This is a genomic window from Pseudomonas sp. E6002 (assembly GCF_013385565.1).
Classification (GTDB): domain Bacteria; phylum Pseudomonadota; class Gammaproteobacteria; order Pseudomonadales; family Pseudomonadaceae; genus Aquipseudomonas.
Genome location: NZ_JACAPT010000002.1, coordinates 222,220 through 239,854, shown reverse-complemented (window position 1 = coordinate 239,854; position 17,635 = coordinate 222,220). Strand labels below are relative to the sequence as shown.

Sequence of the window (17,635 nt, the reverse complement as noted above, 5' to 3'; positions counted from 1 at the left end):
AGTGTGGGCCCATGTCCTTTGCGGTAATTCAAATGGTCAGCCAAAGCGATGTGCTGGCCAACCTGGCTCAGGCTCGGCGCCTGCTGGAGCAAGCGGCGGCGGGCGGTGCAAGGCTTGCGGTACTCCCGGAAAACTTCGCCGCCATGGGCCGTCGCGATGTGGCCGATATCGGTCGCGCCGAGGCCTTGGGCGAAGGTCCGATCCTGCCATGGTTGAAACAGACCGCCCGCGACCTCACCTTATGGATAGTGGCCGGCACTTTGCCGCTGCCCCCAAAGGATCAGCCGAACGCCAAGTCCAATGCCTGCTCGCTGCTGATCGATGATCAGGGCGAAATCGTTGCCCGCTACGACAAGCTGCACCTGTTCGATGTCGATGTGGCCGATGTCCGGGGTCGTTATCGTGAATCCGATGACTATGCTCATGGTAGCCAGGTGGTCGTGGCGGATACGCCGGTCGGCCGCCTGGGGCTGACGGTGTGTTACGACTTGCGCTTCCCGGAGCTATACAGCGAATTGCGCGCTGCGGGTGCCGAGTTGATCACCGCGCCCTCGGCCTTTACAGCGGTAACCGGCGCCGCGCACTGGGATGTGCTGATCCGTGCGCGTGCCATCGAGACCCAGTGCTACCTGCTGGCGGCCGCCCAGGGTGGCGTGCATCCGGGGCCCAGGGAAACCTTCGGGCATGCAGCGATCATCGACCCATGGGGGCGCGTGCTGGCACAACAGGATCAAGGCGAGGCGGTGTTGTTGGCCGAACGCGATAGCAGCGAACAGGCGTCGATACGGACGCGCATGCCGGTGGCGGGCCACCGGCGCTTTTTCTCGCAGGGCGCACAGCGACCTGCTTCAGAACGATGAATTTAAGGCCAAACCTATGAGCGAGTTGTTGTCCTCAGTCAGTGAACACCTCCTGGCGCCTGGTGGCGTGACCATCGAAAGCTTGCAAACGGTCCTCGGCGATCTGGCCGGGCCAGGCATCGACGCTGCGGACCTGTATTTCCAGGGGCAGATTTCCGAGTCCTGGGCCCTGGAAGACGGGATCGTCAAGGAAGGCAGCTTCAACCTCGACCAAGGCGTGGGTGTGCGTGCGCAGTCCGGTGAAAAAACCGGCTTTGCCTACAGCAACGCCATCACCCTGGAAGCCCTGGGGCTGGCGGCTCGCGCAGCGCGTTCGATCTCCCGTGCCGGGCAAAACGGCACGGTGCAGGCGTTCAGCACCCAGGACGTGGCCCAGCTGTATGCCCCGGATAACCCATTGGAAGTGATCAGCCGCGCCGAAAAGGTCGAGCTGCTCAAGCGTGTGGACGCGGCGACCCGCGCCCTGGATCCGCGTATCCAGCAAGTCACCGTAAGCATGGCCGGGGTGTGGGAACGCATCCTCGTGGCCTCCACCGATGGCGGCCTGGCGGCGGATGTGCGGCCGCTGGTGCGCTTCAATGTCAGCGTGATCGTTGAACAGAATGGCCGTCGCGAGCGCGGTGGCCATGGCGGCGGTGGGCGTACCGACTACCGTTATTTCCTCACCGAAGACCGCGCCATGGGGTATGCCCGTGAAGCGTTGCGCCAGGCCCTGGTCAATCTGGAAGCAATTCCGGCCCCGGCAGGTACGTTGCCGGTGGTATTGGGCTCTGGCTGGTCCGGCGTGCTGCTGCATGAAGCGGTGGGCCACGGCCTGGAAGGTGATTTCAACCGCAAGGGCAGTTCCGCCTACAGCGGGCGCATGGGCGAGATGGTTGCGTCCAAGCTCTGCACCATCGTCGATGACGGTACCCTGGCCGGGCGTCGCGGTTCGTTGAGCGTCGATGACGAAGGCACCCCGACCGAGTGCACCACGCTGATCGAAAACGGTGTGCTCAAGGGCTACATGCAAGACAAGCTCAACGCGCGCCTGATGGGCGTGGCCCGCACCGGTAACGGTCGTCGCGAGTCCTACGCGCACCTGCCGATGCCGCGCATGACCAACACCTACATGCTCGGCGGCGAAAGCGATCCGGCCGAAATCATCGCCTCGGTGAAACGCGGCATCTACTGCGCCAACCTCGGTGGTGGGCAGGTGGACATCACCAGCGGCAAGTTCGTGTTCTCCACCAGCGAGGCGTATTTGATCGAAGACGGCAAGATCACCGCGCCGGTCAAGGGTGCAACGTTGATTGGCAACGGCCCGGAAGCCATGAGCAAGGTGTCGATGGTCGGTAACGACCTGTCGCTGGACAGCGGTGTGGGGACGTGCGGCAAGGATGGTCAGTCGGTGCCGGTGGGTGTCGGCCAGCCAACCTTGAAAATCGATGCGATCACCGTGGGTGGCACGGGGTCGTAAGAACGGGAGCTTCGGGTGGCGAAGGCCGCCACCCGGGGAAGAGGGTCAGCGCAGGCCGCGTTGACTATCGTCCAGCTCACGGATGTATTTGAAGATTTTTCGGCTGGAGGCCGGTGGCTTGCTTTGCGCCAGTTCGTGCTGGGCCTGACGGATCAGGGAGCGCAATTGTTGGCGATCGGCATCCGGGTACTCGATGACGAACTTCTCCAGTACCGCGTCATCGCCAGCGATCAGGCGATCACGCCAGCGTTCCAGGTTATGGAAGCGCTCGTTGTACTGGCGAGTGGAGGCATCGAGTTGATCGAGCAACGTCAGAATGGCGTCAGTGTCCTGGTCGCGCATCAGTTTGCCGATGAACATGAGGTGCCGTTTACGCGCGATATTCGCGGTGTGCTTGGGCGCATCGTTCAGAGCCCGGCGCAGGGCGTCGGTCAATGGCAGTTTTGCACACAAGTCAGGCTTGAGTGTTGTAAGGCGCTCGCCGAGGTCAACCAGAGCATGCAGCTCGCGTTTGACCTGAGATTTGCTTTTCTCCCCATCGAGGGAGTCGTCGTAAGAATCAACCATGGTGGCAGTCCGCAAAGAAACGCCGCCATGATAACCAGTCGGGGGCCGCTTGTCCGGCCCGGTCGCTAGAAGGCCTTAACCGAAAGCAGAATTTGAGTGGAGAAAACCATGAGTGCAGCCCAAAGCGTCGGTCCGCAAGCGTTACCGGCACTGCAGGAACAAGTCGAGCAGATCATTGCCGAGGCCAAGCGCCAGGGGGCCAGTGCCTGTGAAGTGGCGGTGTCCCTGGAGCAGGGGTTGTCGACTTCGGTGCGCCAGCGGGAAGTGGAAACCGTCGAATTCAACCGCGACCAGGGGTTTGGCATCACCTTGTACGTGGGCCAGCGCAAGGGCTCGGCCAGCACTTCTGCCAGCGGCCCGGAAGCGATTCGCGAAACCGTTGCAGCAGCACTGGCGATTGCCAAGCACACCTCCGAAGATGAAAGCTCCGGCCTGGCTGATGCAGCCCTGATGGCTCGGGACTTGAAGGATTTTGACCTGTTCCATGCCTGGGACATCACCCCGGAACAGGCTATTGAACAGGCTTTGACCTGTGAAGCGGCGGCATTCGATGCCGACAGCCGGATCAAGAACGCCGATGGCACCACCTTGAGTACTCATCAGGGTTGCCGCGTATACGGCAACAGCCACGGTTTTATCGGCGGTTATGCCTCGACGCGTCACAGCCTGAGCTGCGTGATGATCGCCGAAGCCAACGGCCAGATGCAGCGTGATTACTGGTACGACGTGAACCGCCAGGGCGAATTGCTGATGGACCCGGTACTCATCGGCCAGCGTGCCGCGCAGCGTGCTGCCAGCCGCCTGGGCGCGCGCCCGGTGCCGACCTGTGAAGTGCCGGTGTTGTTCTCGGCGGAACTGGCCGGTGGTTTGTTCGGCAGTTTCCTTGGGGCGATTTCCGGTGGCAACCTGTACCGCAAGTCGTCGTTCCTGGAAGGTGCGATTGGCCAGAAGCTGTTCCCGGAATGGCTGACCATCGACGAGCGCCCGCACCTGATGCGCGCCATGGGCAGTTCGTCGTTTGACGGTGATGGCCTGGCCACCTATGCCAAGCCGTTCGTCGAGAACGGTGAGCTGGTGTCCTATGTGCTGGGCACCTACGCCGGTCGCAAACTCGGCCTGCCAAGCACCGCCAACTCCGGTGGCGTACACAACCTGTTCATCACCCATGGCGATGAAGACCAGGCGGCGCTGTTGCGGCGCATGGGCCGTGGCTTGCTGGTCACCGAGTTGATGGGCCATGGCCTGAATATGGTCACGGGTGATTACTCCCGTGGTGCGGCGGGTTTCTGGGTGGAAAACGGCGAAATCCAGTTCGCCGTGCAGGAAGTGACCATCGCGGGCAACATGCGTGACATGTTCAAGCAGATTGTCGCGGTGGGTAATGACCTGGAACTGCGCAGCAACATCCGCACCGGTTCGGTGTTGATCGAAAAGATGACCGTCGCCGGCAGCTAATCCGCCGACAGACGCCATAAAGAAGGCGCGCCACCCATTGGGTGGCGCGCCTTTTTTTGTGCCTGGAATTCCGAGTGATTCCCTCAGGCTATTGTTTTGATTCTCAATATCATTTAATAATAAATATCATTACCGAATGAGTGTGGATCATGAGTTCTGTCCTGCATGAGGATCCCTACCTGGAAAGCTGGCGTTGGATGAGTCGTCAGATTCGTTGCGGCCTTGCTCCCGACGAGCCCCGCCTGATCGAACATTATCTGGCCGAAGGCCGGTACCTCGCCTGTTGCACTGCGACCCACCCGTGGACCATCGGCGAAACCTCATTCCGCCTGCTGCTGGACACCGCCTCCGACATCGCCTTGCCCTGGCACTGGCGGTCCATGTGCCTGGACCAGGCCTGGCGCCCGTTGCGCGACCTGGAAAAACTTTCCCACTGTGCCTGCCGCCTCAAGCGCTGGCAGACCTTTGCCTGGCAATTGGCGACCTGCGAATTGCTGCCATCGATTTCTCACTCTGACCTGGTGCAAGGATCTTCCGATGAGTAACACCCGTATCGAACGCGACAGCATGGGCGAACTGCAAGTGCCCGCCGAGGCCCTGTATGGCGCACAAACCCAGCGTGCGGTGAACAACTTTCCCATCAGCCACCAGCGCATGCCGGCGCAGTTCATTCGTGCGTTGATCCTGGCCAAGGCTGCCGCCGCTAAAGCCAACGTCGAGCTGAAACAACTGAGCGAAGCCCAGGGCAAGGCCATCGTTGATGCCGCCCAAGGCTTGCTGGAAGGCGATTTCATGCAGCATTTCCCGGTGGATATCTTCCAGACCGGTTCCGGCACCAGCTCCAACATGAACGCCAACGAAGTGATTGCGACCCTCGCCAGCCGCTTGCTGGGCGAGCCGGTCAACCCTAACGATCACGTCAACTGCGGCCAGAGCAGCAACGACATCATCCCCACCACCATTCACGTCAGCGCGGCGCTGGTGCTGCATGAGCAAACCCTGCCGGCGCTGCTGCACCTGGTCCAGGTGATCGAGCACAAGGCCGAGGAGGTGCACCGTTTCGTCAAGACCGGTCGGACGCATCTGATGGACGCCATGCCGGTGCGCATGAGCCAGGTGCTCAATGGCTGGGCGCAGCAGCTCAAGGCCAATATCGGTCATCTGCAAGACCTGCTGCCGAGTTTGCAGGCGCTGGCCCAGGGTGGCACTGCAGTCGGCACCGGGATCAATGCGCATCCGGAGTTTGCAGCGCGCTTCAGCCAGCAACTGAGCAGCCTGACCCACGTCCAGTTCACCCCAGGCAAGAACCTGTTCGCGCTGATCGGCTCCCAGGACACGGCCGTCGCGGTCTCCGGGCAGCTCAAGACCACCGCCGTGTCCCTGATGAAAATCGCCAACGACCTGCGCTGGATGAACTCCGGCCCATTGGCGGGCCTTGGTGAAATCGAGCTGGAAGGCCTGCAGCCGGGCTCTTCGATCATGCCCGGCAAGGTCAACCCGGTGATCCCGGAAGCCACCGCCATGGTTGCCGCACAAGTCATCGGCAACGACACGGTGATTACCATCGCCGGCCAGTCCGGCAACTTCGAACTCAACGTGATGCTGCCGATCATTGCCCAGAACCTGCTCGGCAGCCTGGAGTTGCTGGCCAACTCCAGCCGCCTGCTGGCCGACAAGGCCATCGCCAGCTTCAAGGTCAACGAAGCCAAGCTCAAGGAAGCGCTGTCGCGCAATCCGATCCTGGTGACCGCACTCAACCCGATCATCGGTTACCAAAAGGCCGCCGAAATCGCCAAGAAGGCCTATCAACAAGGCCGCCCGGTGATTGATGTGGCGCTCGAACATACCGACTTGCCCCGCAGCCAACTGGAAATCCTGCTGGATCCGGAAAAGCTCACGGCTGGCGGCGTGTAATCACCGACCCTGCTTTGGAGGCTCACCATGGAGCACTGGAAACGCACGATCGAACGGGCCAATCGCTGCTTTATGGCGGGCGAGCTGGTAGATGCCCGCGAGGCCTACCTGCAAGCCCTGGCCCTGGCTCAAGTGTTGTTTGAGCGCTGGGCGGATGCCGACGAAGCGGTGGCGGCTTGCGTCATTTCCCATCACAACCTGGCCGACCTGCACTTGCGCCTGAACCAGCCGGAAGAAAGCGCGGAATACCTCTGCGCCATTCACCAGCGCCTGTTGCAGACCATGCAAGACACCCGTCTTAACCCGCTATTGCGGGAAGCGGCCCTGCGCCAGAGCAGCAAGACCTACGTCGAACTGCTGAATTTCATCAGCGATCACGGTGAGTACCCACGTACCCACCGCCTGCTGGGCAGCAACGTGGCGCCATCGGATGCGTCGACCCGCAACAGCCCTTTTTATGGAGCTCATTGATATGTCCTACACCTTGCCGGCCTTGCCTTACGCCTACGATGCCCTTGAACCGCATATCGACGCGCAAACCATGGAGATCCACTACACCAAGCACCACCAGACCTACATCAACAACCTCAACGCAGCCGTCGAAGGCACCGAGTTTGCCGCTTGGCCGGTGGAGAAACTGGTGTCCAGCGTCCAGCAACTGCCGGAAAAACTCCGGGCGGCGGTGATCAACCAGGGCGGCGGCCACGCCAACCACTCGTTGTTCTGGGCTGTCATGTCGCCCAAGGGCGGCGGCAAGCCAGACGGCGCGCTGGGTGACGCCATCGACGAGCAGTTGGGCGGTTTCGACGCCTTCAAAGAGGCCTTCACCAAAGCTGCCTTGACCCGTTTCGGCAGCGGCTGGGCGTGGTTGAGCGTGACGCCGCAAAAGACCCTGGTGGTGGAAAGCAGCGGCAACCAGGACAGCCCGTTGATGAACGGCAATACGCCAATCCTCGGCCTGGACGTCTGGGAACACGCTTATTACCTGCTGTACCAGAACCGTCGTCCGGAATACATCAATGCGTTCTACAGCGTCATCAACTGGCCGGAAGTTGCCGGCCGCTACCAGGCTGCGCTGGGCTGAAACTCCTCTATAACAAGATCTAAGGCCGACTATGGGCACTGAAACACTGGCGATCAGCAGCGTGCGAATGTTTCGTTATGCGTTTGGCTCGCTGCTGCTATTGGCAGGAACTGCATTGCTGGTGGCCCAAGGGCTGGCCTGGCTTGACCTGGAACCGCGCATCCTGCGTGCCTTGCAGGGCGGGGCCATCTGCGCGCTCGGCACCGCCCTGGGTGCCGTGCCGGTACTGGTGATCCGCCGGATGCCATTGGCGGTGAGCGACACGCTGCTGGGCTTCGGTGCCGGGGTGATGTTGGCCGCTACGGCATTTTCGCTGATCGTGCCGGGTATTGCGGCTGCCCAAAGCCTGGGGCTGACGCCATGGGGCGCCAGTGGATTGATCAGTTTCGGCATCATGCTGGGCGCGTTCGGGCTGTATCTGGTGGACCGCAAGGTCTCCGGCGCGAGCCCGGAAATGCTGGTGGGCAGTCCGGATCATCCGGTGATACCGCCGCGTATCTGGCTGTTTGTGTTCGCCATCATTGCCCACAACATTCCCGAAGGCATGGCCGTGGGTGTCTCGGCAGGCGGCGGCATGCCGGATGCCGACAGCCTCGCCATGGGTATTGCCTTGCAGGATGTGCCGGAGGGACTGGTGATTGCGTTGGTGCTGGCCGGGGCAGGGATGTCGCGGGTCAAGGCGTTCCTGATCGGCGCAGCGTCAGGGCTGGTGGAGCCGGTGTTTGCGGTGCTGTGTGCCTGGCTGGTGAGCCTGGCTCAGGTGCTGTTGCCGCTGGGGCTGGCGCTGGCGGCCGGGGCCATGCTGCTGGTGGTGACTCACGAAGTCATTCCCGAGTCGCGGCGCAATGGCCATGACAAGCTCGCCAGCCTGGGGCTGTGTATCGGGTTTTGCTTGATGATGGTGATGGATACGGCGTTGGGCTGAGGCTGTCGCGCTTCTACAAGAAGCGCTTGCGGTAGTCGCTGGGGGTAACGCCCAGGCGGCGAACGAAGGCGCGCCGGAACCCATCAACATTGGCATAGCCGACCTGATCGGCCAGGCGTTTGAGCGAGACATTCGAGCCTTCGATCAGCCGCCGTGCCTGGTCGATACGTGCCAGCTCCACGAACTCGGCAGGGGTGAATCCACCCTCGGCCTTGAATACCCGGGCAAAGTTGCGTTCGCTCATGTCAGCGCGTTGGGCCAGCAATGCCACGCTCAGGTCTGCGGCCAGGTTGTCGACGATATAGGTCTGTATCTGGCGAATGTTCGTGCGCTCTGCGGTCTGTGCCGCCAGTTGGGCGCTGAACTGTGACTGGCCGCCCGGCCGTTTGAAGTACATCACCATTTCCCTGGCCACACTGAGCGCCAAATCACGGCCGTGGTCCTCCTCGACTAACGCGAGCGCCAGATCCATACCGGCCGTCACACCGGCGGAGGTGTACAGGTTACCGTCGCGGATAAAAATGCTGTCCGGTTCGACCACGGCATCGGGGTATTGCCTGGCCAGCAATGCACTGGAATTCCAGTGCGTGGTGACGCGTCGCCCGACCAGCAAACCAGAAGCCCCCAGCACAAAAGCGCCACTGCAAACCGAGCCTATCCGCCGCACGCGCGTGGCCTGGTCGCGTACCCAGTCCCGCAGGTGGGCGTCGTGTGCCACGTCATTCACGCTGGGGCTTCCAGCGATCAGCAGCGTATCGATAGCCCCCTTGAACGTCTCGATGGAGTCATCCGTGGCCAGGCGAAGCCCATTGGTTCCCTTGATCTGCCCGGCGACGGTACCGATGACCGAGATCCTGTATGCACGGGAATTACCCAATTGCCTGGCCGCTTCAGCGAACACATCGGCAGGGCCGACGACATCCAGCATTTGCACGCGGGGAAATGCCAGGAGGGCAATTCGCATGGTGTCGGTCTCCGTAGTGGAAATGGCTGAAATCGTCGTTAAGCGACACTATAGGACAGAGGGGAGGTAGGCGACACTGTCCGTCACGTGCTTTATCGTCAACCGGAGACCCGCATGAGCATCTGTAACGCGCCACTTCCCCCCTTCGCTGTCGAATCGAGCGAGCGGTCGGGGTCCATCAAGAATCTTCCCATCAATTTGTTTGGCGCCGTGATGGGGTTGGCCGGCCTGAGCCTGGCCTGGCAGTCCGCCAGTGAATATGTGGCTTACGCGCAAATGATCGGAGCGGTCATTGGTGGGTTTGCCATTCTGGTGTTTATCGCACTGGTGGCGGGGTATCTCACCAAATGGGTTAAATACCCTGTGGCGGTCAAAGCCGAGTTCAATCACCCGATATCAGGAAATTTCTTTGGCACGGTGACGATCGCGTTGCTGCTGCTTTCGGCAGTCGTAGGCTCAGCTAGCACCCTGATCAGCCAGGGGCTTTGGATGTTGGGTAGCCTGCTGACCATGATCCTGGCGGCAATTGTGCTCTCGCGACTGTTGTCCGGTAATCAGGAGTCGCAATATGCGGTGCCTGCCTGGCTGATCCCGGGGGTGGCGGCGCTCGACATCGCGGTGACAGGTGCCCACATGCCCATGGCGTGGGCATACGAGTTCAATCTGTTCGCGATGGCGGTAGGGAGTGTGATTGCGCTGGTGTTCTTCACGCGAATTTTTTCACGTCTGGTTCACGAGCCGGTGATGGCCAAAGGTATGACACCTTCGCTGATGATACTTATCGCCCCCTTTGAAGTCGGCTTTCTGGCTTACACCAACTTCTTTGGCAGCGTCGACTACTTTGCCAGCGTGCTCTTCTACTTTGGCCTGTTCCTGTTTGGGGTGCTGGCATTCAAAGTATTCCGTCAGGCCGCGCCTTTTTCTCCTGCCTGGTGGGCAATCAGCTTTCCGATTGCGGCATTGAGCAACGCTGCGTTGAAATATGCCGATGCCAAAGGAGGCGTGATCCTGGAAGCGATTGCCTATCTGATCCTGGCTTTCCTGACGATCGCCCTGGCCGTACTGACGGTCAAGACGTTGAAGATTCTGTTCAACGGCAAACTGCTGTCCAACTGACGCAGGGGAGGGGCGATTACCTACTCGCCCTCATCAAAGAAATTATTGATCAACGCTACCAGGGCATCCATCGCTTCCTGCTCTTGCTCGCCTTCGGTCTTCAAATGAATCTTCGTGCCCTTGCCCGCAGCCAGCATCATCATGGCCATGATGCTTTTGCCGTCGACCATGGATTCCGGGGTGCGCCCGGCGCGGATCTGGCAAGGGAACTGCCCGGCGACGCCGACGAACTTGGCCGAGGCCCGGGCGTGCAGGCCCAGCTTGTTGATGATTTCAATTTCCAGAGCGGGCATCGCGGGGGTGTTCCTTTCAGCTGAGGTCGCGGTGGCGAACCTGGACGTTCTTGAGGGTTTGTTGCAGCACCTTGCCCAGGCGTTCGGTCAGGTAGACGGATCGGTGGTGGCCGCCGGTGCAGCCAATGGCGATGGTGACATAAGCCCGATTGCTGGCCGCGAAACGCGGCAGCCATTTGAGCAGGTAGCTGGAGATGTCCTGGTACATCTCCTCGACATCCGGTTGCGCCGCCAGGTACTCGGCCACAGGTTGGTCCAGCCCCGACTGATCGCGCAGTTCCGGCTTCCAGTACGGGTTGGGCAGGCAGCGCACATCGAACACCAGGTCGGCATCTACCGGCATGCCGCGCTTGAAACCGAACGACTCGACAAGGAACGCCGTGCCCGGCTCCGGCTGGTTCAGCAGACGCAGCTTGATCGCATCCCGCAGTTGATACAGGTTCAGGCTGGTGGTGTTGATCTTGAGGTCGGCCAGGTCAATGATCGGCCCCAGCAGTTTGGTCTCGTCCTCGATGGCTTCGGCCAGGGAGCGATGAGGGCTGCTCAACGGGTGGCGGCGACGGGTTTCGGAGAAGCGCTTGAGCAGGGTCTCTTCGTCGGCGTCCAGGTACAGCACATCGCAATGGATATGCTTGGCCCGCACTTCTTCGAGCAGTTCAGGAAAGCGTGTGAGGTGGCTGGGCAGGTTGCGGGCGTCGATCGACACGGCGACCAGCGGTTGCGCCAGCTCGGTATGAATCAGCGCGCGTTCCGCCAGTTCCGGTAGCAGGCCGGCGGGCAGGTTGTCGATGCAATAGAAGCCGTTGTCCTCAAGAACATTGAGGGCCGTGCTTTTACCTGAGCCGGAACGGCCGCTGACGATGATCAAACGCATGATTAATGCCCGTTTTGTTCATCCAGGACAACCTGGTAGAGCGCCTCATTGCTTGAGGCACTACGCAGTTTGTCGCGTACGTCCTTGCGGTCGAGCATGCTGGCGATCTGCCGAAGCAGCTCCAGGTGCGCATCGGTGGCAGCTTGCGGGACCAGCAGCACGAACAGCAGGTCGACCGGCGCGCCGTCGATGGCGTCGAAATCGATAGGGGCGTCCAGGTGCAGCAGGGCGCTGACTGGAGACTCACAACCTTGCAGGCGGCAGTGAGGAATGGCGATGCCGTTGCCAAAGCCGGTGGAGCCGAGCTTTTCACGGGCGATCAGGGCCTCGTACACAGCTTGCGTATCCAGTTCGGGCACTTCGCGGCCGATCAGGTTGGCAATTTGTTCGAGGGCGCGCTTTTTACTGCCGCCCGGCACGTTCACGAGGGAACGGCCGGGGGTCAGGATGGTTTCAAGTCGGATCATGGGTGGGGAGTGTTAGCGGCCAGTGCCTTGAAGAAGGCTCTGCTGCTTTTCCTTATGCTTTTTAAGTTGGCGGTCAAGCTTGTCTGTGAGCAAGTCGATTGATGCATACATGTCTTCATGTTCGGCATTGGCGACCACTTCGCCACCGGGTATCTGAAGTGTCGCTTCGATTTTCTGCTGAAGCTTGTCGACCTTCATGATGACCTGCACGTTGGTGATCTTGTCGAAATGGCCCTCAAGCTTCTTCAGCTTCAGCTCGACGTATTCGCGCAATGGAGGGGTGACTTCTACATGGTGTCCACTGATGTTGACTTGCATACAGCTTCTCCTTCGTTGCCAGTGCATAAAGCGGCGGGTAGGAATACCCGCCACTGGAACGCTATGGCCCGCCCGTCACATCAAACGCTTACGCTCGCTGGAAGGCGCGATCCCAAGGGACTCGCGGTACTTGGCGACGGTTCGACGGGCGACCTGAATGCCTTGTGCCTCCAGTAAACCAGCGATCTTGCTGTCACTCAACGGCTTTTTCTGATTTTCCGCGGCAACCAGTTTTTTGATGATCGCGCGGATCGCCGTGGACGAGCATTCGCCGCCTTCGGAGGTGCTGACGTGGCTGGAGAAAAAGTATTTCAGCTCATAAATACCCCGTGGGGTATGCATGAATTTTTGCGTGGTCACCCGGGAAATAGTTGATTCGTGCATGCCCACCGCCTCGGCGATGTCGTGCAATACCAGCGGCTTCATCGCTTCATCGCCGTATTCCAGGAAGCCGCGCTGGTGCTCGACGATCTGGGTGGCGACTTTCATCAGGGTTTCGTTGCGGCTTTGCAGGCTCTTGATGAACCAGCGGGCTTCCTGCAGTTGGTTACGCATGAAGGTGTTATCAGCGCTGGTGTCGGCGCGGCGCACAAAACCTGCGTATTGCGGATTGACCCGCAGGCGCGGCACCGATTCCTGGTTCAGCTCCACCAGCCAGCGTTCGTTGTCCTTGCGCACAATCACGTCGGGCACGACATATTCGGCTTCGCTGGACTCGATCTGCGAGCCCGGGCGTGGGTTGAGGCTCTGCACCAGCTCGATGATCTGGCGCAGGTCATCTTCCTTGAGCTTCATGCGGCGCATCAGCTGGCTGTAGTCGCGGCTGCCCAGCAGGTCGATGTAGTCGGTGACCAGGCGCTGCGCTTCGCTCAGCCAAGGCGTCTTGGCCGGCAATTGGCGCAGTTGCAGCAGCAGGCACTCGCTGAGGTTGCGGGCGCCGATGCCGGCCGGCTCGAATTGCTGGATGCGGTGCAGGACGGCTTCGATTTCGTCCAGTTCGATGTCCAGTTCCGGGTCGAACGCCTCGAGGATCTCCTCAAGGGTCTCGTCCAGGTAGCCCTGGTTGTTGATGCAATCGATCAGGGTCACGGCGATCAGGCGATCGGTATCGGACATCGGTGCCAGGTTCAGCTGCCAGAGCAAATGGCTTTGCAGGCTCTCGCCGGCTGATGTGCGGGTGGTGAAGTCCCACTCGTCGTCATCGTTGCTGGGCAGGCTGCTGGCGCTGGTCTGGTAGACGTCTTCCCAGGCGGTATCCACGGGAAGTTCGTTGGGAATGCGTTCGTTCCATTCGCCTTCCTCAAGGTTATCCACCGTGGGGGCGGTTTCCTGATAGGAGGGTTCCTGTACGTCGGGGTTGGGCTTTTGCTCGATGTTGTCGGCCAGCGGGTCTGCATTATCGAAGTCGTCGCCTTCTTCCTGGCGTTCGAGCATCGGATTGGACTCCAGGGCCTCCTGGATTTCCTGTTGCAGGTCCAGGGTCGACAATTGGAGCAGGCGGATGGCCTGTTGCAGCTGCGGTGTCATCGTCAGCTGCTGGCCCATTCTCAGGACTAGCGATGGTTTCATGGCAGGGGCTTAACACCTTATTCGCCGGCGCAATGCGCCATCCACGACAGGGCGCGTGAGCGCCAAACATAAGCAAATTATATGCCTGATATCGGGGGCTTTGCCTAGAGCGCGGTAACAATAAAAATACTGAGGTTTTTATTGACTACCGCGCTCCATGGCGAATGGCCTGATACCACCGTGTTTACAGGCGGAACTCGTGACCCAGATACACTTCCTTGACCAGTTCGTTGGCCAGGATAGTGGCAGAGTCACCTTCGGCAATCAGCTGTCCATCGTTGACGATGTAGGCGGTTTCGCAGATATCGAGTGTCTCACGGACGTTGTGGTCGGTGATCAATACACCGATGCCCTTGGCCTTGAGATGATGGATGATCTGCTTGATGTCGCCGACCGAGATCGGGTCGACACCGGCGAAAGGTTCGTCCAGCAGGATGAACTTGGGCGCCGTGGCCAGCGCGCGGGCGATTTCCACACGACGACGCTCGCCGCCGGAAAGGCTCATGCCGAGGTTGTCGCGAATGTGGTTGATGTGGAATTCCTGCAGCAGGCTTTCCAGCTCTTTCTTGCGCCCGGCGCGGTCGAGTTCCTTGCGGGTCTCGAGGATGGCCATGATGTTGTCGGAAACCGACAGTTTGCGGAAGATCGATGCTTCCTGGGGAAGATAGCCGATACCCGCTTGCGCACGGCCGTGCATAGGCTGGTGGCTCACGTCCAGGTCGTCGATCAGGACGCGGCCTTGATCGGCCTGCACCAGGCCGACGATCATGTAGAAGCAGGTGGTCTTGCCGGCACCGTTGGGGCCGAGCAAACCGACGATCTGGCCGCTGTCGATCGACAGGCTGACGTCACGCACGACCTGACGGCTTTTATAAGCCTTGGCCAGATGCTGGGCTTTCAGGGTTGCCATTAATTCGCCTTCTTCGCGTCGGGTTTCGGCGCCGGCTGGGCTGCGCCCGGTTTCTGCTTCGGCTGGATAACCATGTCGATACGCGGCTTCGGCGTGCTGATTTTCGAGCCGGTAGCACGGCCGGCCTGGGCGATCTGCTTCACCGTGTCGTAGACGATTTTTTCGCCGTCGGTGGTGTTGCCGTCATTGATGACCCGGGCCTGGTCGATCAGCACGATGCGGTTTTGCTGGGCGTGGTACTGGATCGTCTTGCCATAGCCTTTGACCGGCGTAGGGTCGCCCACTTTCTGCAGTTGTTCGAAATACGCCAGGTTGCCCACCGAAGTGACCACGTCGATATCGCCCGCCGGGGTACGAGTCAGTGTCACGGTGTTACCCGTCACTTTCATCGAGCCCTGGGTGATGATCACGCTGCCCGTGTAGGTCGCGATACCTTGCTTGTCATCCAGCTGCGCATCGTCAGCCTGAATGTGGATCGGTTGCTGGCTATCGTTCGGCAGAGCCCAGGCGCTCACGCTTCCCAGTGCTGCGCCCAGGCCGAGCAAAATAGGGAGGGTTTTAACGAGCCTCATACTGTCCTCTTACGTTCGATAGCAGGTGTATCCTGCTTTCTTTCAAATACGCTTTCATTCCCTTGCCAGTCGATACACCGCCAGCGCCGTCAATTCTAACGTCTTGCTCGGTCTGCGCATATTGCTTCTGTGGGAATACGGTCATGCGACTGCTGGTAATAATGGTGTCGCGGTTCTTGGCGTCAGTGCGGGCTACCCGCACCGAGTCAATCAGTTCCACTTGGGTGCCGTCCGGGTTGACCTCGCCACGCTCGCTGGTGACGTGCCATGGAAATTCGGCGCCGCGGTACAGGTTCATGTCCGGCTTGGTCAGCAAAGTGACCTCGGATGCCTTCAAGTGTTCGACCTTGTCGGAGGTCATTTCATACTGGACCTTGCCATCGGGCAGGTACTGGATGCTGTGGGCGTTGATGGCGTAATAGTCGATAGCACTCTCGTCAACCTGTGCAACCGGCTTGTCGAGGAAGCGCTCCGGGCTGATATTCCAGTAGCCGACCGCGAGGAAAACCGCGGCGATGACTGCAAGTATCAGGAAATTGCGAATCTTTTTACTCAGCATAAAACGCTCTATAGGTAGGCGGCGTGGGCCGCTTCAAGGCTGCCTTGGGCGCGCAGAATCAACTCGCAGAACTCGCGGGCGGCGCCTTCGCCGCCGCGGGCGGTGGTTACACCATGGGCGTGTTCGCGAACGAACGCCGCCGCATTGGCCACGGCCATGCCCAGGCCGACCCGGCGAATCACCGGCAGGTCGGGTAAATCGTCACCCAGGTACGCAACCTGCTCATAGCTTAGGTTGAGTTGGCCAAGAAGCTCGTCCAGAACCACCAGTTTATCCTCGCGGCCCTGATACAGGTGAGGAATACCCAGGTTTTGTGCACGGCGTTCCACAACCGGGGTCTTGCGACCGCTGATGATGCCGGTTTGCACGCCCGCCGCCATCAGCATCTTGATGCCCTGGCCGTCGAGGGTGTTGAACGTCTTGAATTCGCTGCCGTCTTCCAGAAAGTACAGGCGGCCATCCGTCAGCACGCCGTCGACGTCGAAAATCGCCAGCTTGATGTGCTTGCCCCGTTGCAACAGGTCGGTGGTCATTTACATCACTCCCGCACGCAGCAAGTCGTGCATGTTCAGGGCGCCAACCGGACGGTCGTCGCTGTCGACCACCACCAGCGCCAGGATCTTGTGGTCTTCCATGATCTTCAGTGCTTCGGCCGCGAGCATGTCAGGGCGTGCGGTCTTGCCGTGAGGCGTCATGACTTCGTCGATGGTGGCGGTCTGGATGTCGAGGTTGCGGTCCAGGGTGCGGCGCAGGTCGCCGTCGGTGAAGACCCCGGCCAGCCGCCCGTCGGACTCCAGGATTACGGTCATGCCCAGGCGCTTGAGGGTCATTTCCATCAAGGCATCTTTCAGCAAGGTGCCGCGTGGCACTTGTGGCAGCTCGTCGCCGGCGTGCATGACGTTTTCCACTTTCAGCAGCAGGCGACGGCCAAGGGCGCCGCCCGGGTGGGAAAACGCGAAGTCTTCGGCGGTAAACCCGCGGGCTTCCAGCAATGCCACGGCCAGCGCATCGCCCATGACCAGGGCAGCGGTGGTGGAGGAGGTCGGTGCCAGGTTCAGCGGGCAGGCCTCGTGGGCAACGTGCACGTTCAAATTCACTTCGGCGGCTTTTGCCAGCGTCGAGTCCGGGTTGCCGGTCACGCTGATCAGCTGGATACCCAGGCGCTTGATCAGCGGCAGCAGGGTCACGATTTCGTTGGTGGTGCCGGAGTTGGACAGTGCCAGGATGATGTCGTCCCGGGTGATCATGCCCATGTCGCCGTGGCTGGCTTCGGCCGGATGCACGAAGAACGCGGTGGTCCCGGTGCTCGCCAGGGTGGCGGCGATCTTGTTGCCGACATGCCCGGATTTGCCCATGCCGACCACCACTACGCGGCCCTTGCTGGCCAGAATCATCTCGCAGGCGCGTACGAAATCCGCGTCGATATGGGCCAGCAAGCCTTCTACGGCTTCAAGCTCGAGGCGGATGGTGCGTTGTGCGGATTGAATAAGGTCGCTGGATTGGCTCATGTCTGAAATCGTATAGCCTGACGAAAAGTCGGCGATTATAACGGTAATGATCAATTCCCTCACACAAGTTCGTCAGGCTTTATTCAATCCACCTGTGGTTGAGATTGAACCTCAGCCAGGATTTTTTAGCTGTCCTGTTTCTGAACAAGCTCTGTTCCGGCCTTGGGGGCGCTGTACCAGCAGTGATATAGTTCGCGGCCAGTTCGGTCCGCACGGCCTTT

Annotated in this window: 21 protein-coding genes; 9 read left to right on the top strand and 12 right to left on the bottom strand. The window is 60.4% G+C overall.

What is annotated here, in order from left to right:
* Positions 1–11: 11 nt before the first annotated feature.
* Positions 12–860, top strand: coding sequence for a carbon-nitrogen hydrolase family protein (locus HX815_RS03185; protein ID WP_177027799.1), 849 nt, complete (start codon positions 12–14; stop codon positions 858–860).
* A gap of 16 nt (positions 861–876) precedes the next feature.
* Positions 877–2,319: a metalloprotease TldD gene (gene tldD / locus HX815_RS03180; RefSeq protein WP_010170608.1), complete on the top strand. Its 1,443-nt coding sequence runs from the start codon at positions 877–879 to the stop codon at positions 2,317–2,319.
* Between the two features lie 45 nt (positions 2,320–2,364).
* Here the strand turns inward: tldD and yjgA are convergent, their stop codons facing one another.
* Positions 2,365–2,886, bottom strand: a complete 522-nt coding sequence (gene yjgA, locus HX815_RS03175) for a ribosome biogenesis factor YjgA (RefSeq protein WP_003216092.1) — start codon at positions 2,884–2,886, stop codon at positions 2,365–2,367.
* Between the two features lie 108 nt (positions 2,887–2,994).
* Here yjgA and pmbA point away from each other — a divergent pair, with 108 nt between their 5' ends.
* The 6 genes from pmbA to HX815_RS03145 all read left to right on the top strand — a co-directional run bounded on the left by pmbA (position 2,995) and on the right by HX815_RS03145 (position 8,264).
* On the top strand, positions 2,995–4,341 hold the full coding sequence (pmbA, locus tag HX815_RS03170) for a metalloprotease PmbA (RefSeq protein ID WP_003216094.1): 1,347 nt from the start codon (positions 2,995–2,997) through the stop codon (positions 4,339–4,341).
* Positions 4,342–4,490: 149 nt separating this feature from the next.
* On the top strand, positions 4,491–4,886 hold the full coding sequence (locus HX815_RS03165; protein ID WP_008434319.1) for a hypothetical protein: 396 nt from the start codon (positions 4,491–4,493) through the stop codon (positions 4,884–4,886).
* Positions 4,879–6,255, top strand: a complete 1,377-nt coding sequence (locus HX815_RS03160; RefSeq protein ID WP_008434316.1) for an aspartate ammonia-lyase — start codon at positions 4,879–4,881, stop codon at positions 6,253–6,255. Before HX815_RS03165 ends, HX815_RS03160 begins: the two co-directional genes overlap by 8 nt.
* 27 nt (positions 6,256–6,282) lie before the next feature.
* Entirely contained in the window at positions 6,283–6,726 is a 444-nt protein-coding gene (locus HX815_RS03155) for a hypothetical protein (protein WP_003216099.1), read from the top strand.
* A gap of 1 nt (position 6,727) precedes the next feature.
* Positions 6,728–7,339 carry a superoxide dismutase gene (locus HX815_RS03150; protein ID WP_008434313.1) on the top strand — a complete coding sequence of 204 codons (612 nt, stop codon included), beginning with the start codon at positions 6,728–6,730 and terminating at the stop codon, positions 7,337–7,339.
* Positions 7,340–7,370: 31 nt separating this feature from the next.
* Positions 7,371–8,264, top strand: coding sequence for a ZIP family metal transporter (locus HX815_RS03145; protein WP_087692866.1), 894 nt, complete (start codon positions 7,371–7,373; stop codon positions 8,262–8,264).
* Positions 8,265–8,277: 13 nt separating this feature from the next.
* Here the strand turns inward: HX815_RS03145 and HX815_RS03140 are convergent, their stop codons facing one another.
* A complete protein-coding gene (locus HX815_RS03140; protein WP_177027798.1) occupies positions 8,278–9,228 on the bottom strand; it encodes a GlxA family transcriptional regulator in 951 nt (316 codons plus the stop codon).
* A gap of 114 nt (positions 9,229–9,342) precedes the next feature.
* Here HX815_RS03140 and HX815_RS03135 point away from each other — a divergent pair, with 114 nt between their 5' ends.
* Positions 9,343–10,344: an SLAC1 anion channel family protein gene (locus tag HX815_RS03135; RefSeq protein WP_177027797.1), complete on the top strand. Its 1,002-nt coding sequence runs from the start codon at positions 9,343–9,345 to the stop codon at positions 10,342–10,344.
* A 20-nt stretch (positions 10,345–10,364) separates the two neighbouring features.
* Here HX815_RS03135 and HX815_RS03130 read toward each other — a convergent pair whose 3' ends face one another.
* From HX815_RS03130 to HX815_RS03085, 10 genes are all read right to left on the bottom strand, one after another.
* The gene (locus tag HX815_RS03130; protein WP_003216108.1) at positions 10,365–10,637 is read right to left on the bottom strand and encodes an HPr family phosphocarrier protein; all 273 of its coding nucleotides are present in this window, start codon (positions 10,635–10,637) and stop codon (positions 10,365–10,367) included.
* 16 nt (positions 10,638–10,653) lie between these two features.
* On the bottom strand, positions 10,654–11,511 hold the full coding sequence (gene rapZ / locus HX815_RS03125; RefSeq protein WP_003216111.1) for an RNase adapter RapZ: 858 nt from the start codon (positions 11,509–11,511) through the stop codon (positions 10,654–10,656).
* 2 nt (positions 11,512–11,513) lie between these two features.
* Entirely contained in the window at positions 11,514–11,978 is a 465-nt protein-coding gene (gene ptsN, locus HX815_RS03120) for a PTS IIA-like nitrogen regulatory protein PtsN (RefSeq protein ID WP_003216114.1), read from the bottom strand.
* A gap of 12 nt (positions 11,979–11,990) precedes the next feature.
* The gene (gene hpf, locus HX815_RS03115; RefSeq protein ID WP_003216115.1) at positions 11,991–12,296 is read right to left on the bottom strand and encodes a ribosome hibernation-promoting factor, HPF/YfiA family; all 306 of its coding nucleotides are present in this window, start codon (positions 12,294–12,296) and stop codon (positions 11,991–11,993) included.
* 75 nt (positions 12,297–12,371) lie between these two features.
* Positions 12,372–13,865, bottom strand: coding sequence for an RNA polymerase factor sigma-54 (locus HX815_RS03110; protein WP_003216117.1), 1,494 nt, complete (start codon positions 13,863–13,865; stop codon positions 12,372–12,374).
* A gap of 184 nt (positions 13,866–14,049) precedes the next feature.
* Positions 14,050–14,775 (bottom strand): LPS export ABC transporter ATP-binding protein, encoded by a 726-nt coding sequence (lptB, locus tag HX815_RS03105; protein ID WP_003216119.1) that lies wholly within the window; start codon positions 14,773–14,775, stop codon positions 14,050–14,052.
* Entirely contained in the window at positions 14,775–15,347 is a 573-nt protein-coding gene (gene lptA, locus HX815_RS03100; RefSeq protein ID WP_023659193.1) for a lipopolysaccharide transport periplasmic protein LptA, read from the bottom strand. The genes lptB and lptA overlap by 1 nt, the downstream gene beginning before the upstream one ends.
* Positions 15,334–15,906 carry an LPS export ABC transporter periplasmic protein LptC gene (gene lptC, locus HX815_RS03095; protein WP_003216122.1) on the bottom strand — a complete coding sequence of 191 codons (573 nt, stop codon included), beginning with the start codon at positions 15,904–15,906 and terminating at the stop codon, positions 15,334–15,336. The genes lptA and lptC overlap by 14 nt, the downstream gene beginning before the upstream one ends.
* An 8-nt stretch (positions 15,907–15,914) precedes the next feature.
* The gene (locus tag HX815_RS03090; RefSeq protein ID WP_087692862.1) at positions 15,915–16,439 is read right to left on the bottom strand and encodes an HAD family hydrolase; all 525 of its coding nucleotides are present in this window, start codon (positions 16,437–16,439) and stop codon (positions 15,915–15,917) included.
* Positions 16,440–17,414: a KpsF/GutQ family sugar-phosphate isomerase gene (locus tag HX815_RS03085; RefSeq protein WP_003216126.1), complete on the bottom strand. Its 975-nt coding sequence runs from the start codon at positions 17,412–17,414 to the stop codon at positions 16,440–16,442. It lies immediately after the preceding gene.
* Positions 17,415–17,635 lie beyond the last annotated feature (221 nt).

Bases quoted from the DNA above. Each gene is read 5' to 3' on its own strand.
- hpf (WP_003216115.1), bottom strand. From the start codon at position 12,296: ATGCAAGTCAACATCAGTGGACACCATGTAGAAGTCACCCCTCCATTG.
- HX815_RS03165 (WP_008434319.1), top strand. From the start codon at position 4,491: ATGAGTTCTGTCCTGCATGAGGATCCCTACCTGGAAAGCTGGCGTTGG.
- HX815_RS03145 (WP_087692866.1), top strand. From the start codon at position 7,371: ATGGGCACTGAAACACTGGCGATCAGCAGCGTGCGAATGTTTCGTTAT.
- lptC (WP_003216122.1), bottom strand. From the start codon at position 15,906: ATGCTGAGTAAAAAGATTCGCAATTTCCTGATACTTGCAGTCATCGCC.
- HX815_RS03110 (WP_003216117.1), bottom strand. From the start codon at position 13,865: ATGAAACCATCGCTAGTCCTGAGAATGGGCCAGCAGCTGACGATGACA.
- HX815_RS03090 (WP_087692862.1), bottom strand. From the start codon at position 16,439: ATGACCACCGACCTGTTGCAACGGGGCAAGCACATCAAGCTGGCGATT.
- HX815_RS03140 (WP_177027798.1), bottom strand. From the start codon at position 9,228: ATGCGAATTGCCCTCCTGGCATTTCCCCGCGTGCAAATGCTGGATGTC.
- lptA (WP_023659193.1), bottom strand. From the start codon at position 15,347: ATGAGGCTCGTTAAAACCCTCCCTATTTTGCTCGGCCTGGGCGCAGCA.
- HX815_RS03085 (WP_003216126.1), bottom strand. From the start codon at position 17,414: ATGAGCCAATCCAGCGACCTTATTCAATCCGCACAACGCACCATCCGC.
- HX815_RS03185 (WP_177027799.1), top strand. From the start codon at position 12: ATGTCCTTTGCGGTAATTCAAATGGTCAGCCAAAGCGATGTGCTGGCC.
- HX815_RS03160 (WP_008434316.1), top strand. From the start codon at position 4,879: ATGAGTAACACCCGTATCGAACGCGACAGCATGGGCGAACTGCAAGTG.
- tldD (WP_010170608.1), top strand. From the start codon at position 877: ATGAGCGAGTTGTTGTCCTCAGTCAGTGAACACCTCCTGGCGCCTGGT.
- lptB (WP_003216119.1), bottom strand. From the start codon at position 14,775: ATGGCAACCCTGAAAGCCCAGCATCTGGCCAAGGCTTATAAAAGCCGT.
- rapZ (WP_003216111.1), bottom strand. From the start codon at position 11,511: ATGCGTTTGATCATCGTCAGCGGCCGTTCCGGCTCAGGTAAAAGCACG.
- HX815_RS03150 (WP_008434313.1), top strand. From the start codon at position 6,728: ATGTCCTACACCTTGCCGGCCTTGCCTTACGCCTACGATGCCCTTGAA.
- ptsN (WP_003216114.1), bottom strand. From the start codon at position 11,978: ATGATCCGACTTGAAACCATCCTGACCCCCGGCCGTTCCCTCGTGAAC.
- HX815_RS03130 (WP_003216108.1), bottom strand. From the start codon at position 10,637: ATGCCCGCTCTGGAAATTGAAATCATCAACAAGCTGGGCCTGCACGCC.
- HX815_RS03155 (WP_003216099.1), top strand. From the start codon at position 6,283: ATGGAGCACTGGAAACGCACGATCGAACGGGCCAATCGCTGCTTTATG.
- pmbA (WP_003216094.1), top strand. From the start codon at position 2,995: ATGAGTGCAGCCCAAAGCGTCGGTCCGCAAGCGTTACCGGCACTGCAG.
- HX815_RS03135 (WP_177027797.1), top strand. From the start codon at position 9,343: ATGAGCATCTGTAACGCGCCACTTCCCCCCTTCGCTGTCGAATCGAGC.
- yjgA (WP_003216092.1), bottom strand. From the start codon at position 2,886: ATGGTTGATTCTTACGACGACTCCCTCGATGGGGAGAAAAGCAAATCT.